We start from the raw sequence: 1,020 nt of genomic DNA on the forward strand, positions 1-1,020 counted from the left end.
CTTTCGCAAATCACCACGCACACAGAGGCTCCATGTCAAGCCTTCAAATACACATTTAAATAAGTTTCGAAGCACAATGAAAAAAATTAACTTTTATGTGTCCTAAATATTGACGTAGATCCATATTTACTCATACATTATTAGATAAGATTAACAAAGTCCTTCAGCATCTCATTAAATTTTTCCTTTTCTTCCAGGTAAGGGGTATGATTACTTCTCTCGAAAACGTATAATTTCGAATCTGAAATTAATTTGTAAATTTCCTCTGAATAAACTAATGGGCATTGAGAGTCGTACTTCCCACAATAAACTAGTGTAGTAGTTTGGATTTTAGCAAGATCTTCTCTAATATCGTAAGTTGGAAGCTCTTTGTATGAGTAATAATCCAAGCGTTTTTGTACCACTTTTCCACTACTGGGTTTAGAAAAGTATTCGTCAAATCGACTCGGATCATATAACGACATCTCTATCCATTCCCTATTAACCTGAATTCTTTCTTCTCTTGTTGATTCACTTGAATTTAAAATGCTAAATATCTCTCTAAGCCTTTTGTTATTTGGATTTTCATGGCAATAGATACTATCCTTATGTTCCATATAATTATTTGTAGCCGAGGCTCCCCCCACTAATAATCGTTTTAATGAATCTGAATGCTTAATAGCATATACTAAACCTAACATTCCCCCCGTAGAATGCCCAGCAAAGCTCCAATGTTCAAAGCCTAAAGCCTCTCGAATAGCCTCTAAATCATCAACCGTTTCTACCATACTTAACTCATCTCTTTCTTTTACTTTGCTAGAACTACCAGCTTCCTTTAGGTTAACAAGAAAAACATTAAATGAGTCGACAAACATATCTGCAAAATAGTTACCTCGTTCATTGAACTCGCTGTAATGTTTATGGCAAACTAATAATGTAGGGATTGGCATTTAATTTATGTATGGCCCGTAGGGCATACATAAATTAAATACGCCACTTGCCAACTCCTCCAAATAACTTTAAACTCCTCGTTGGACCAAC

1 protein-coding gene is annotated in these 1,020 nt (G+C 35.0%); it reads right to left on the reverse strand.

Annotation, left to right across the window (positions count from 1 at the left end):
- Window positions 1-140: 140 nt before the first annotated feature.
- Window positions 141-929: an alpha/beta fold hydrolase gene (locus tag KI363_RS21540; RefSeq protein WP_212967607.1), complete on the reverse strand. Its 789-nt coding sequence runs from the start codon at window positions 927-929 to the stop codon at window positions 141-143.
- Window positions 930-1,020 lie beyond the last annotated feature (91 nt).

The sequence above is a fragment of the Lederbergia ruris genome, from assembly GCF_018332955.1.
Classification (GTDB): Bacteria; Bacillota; Bacilli; order Bacillales; family Bacillaceae_C; genus Lederbergia; species Lederbergia ruris.

Bases quoted from the DNA above. Each gene is read 5' to 3' on its own strand.
- KI363_RS21540 (WP_212967607.1), bottom strand. From the start codon at position 929: ATGCCAATCCCTACATTATTAGTTTGCCATAAACATTACAGCGAGTTC.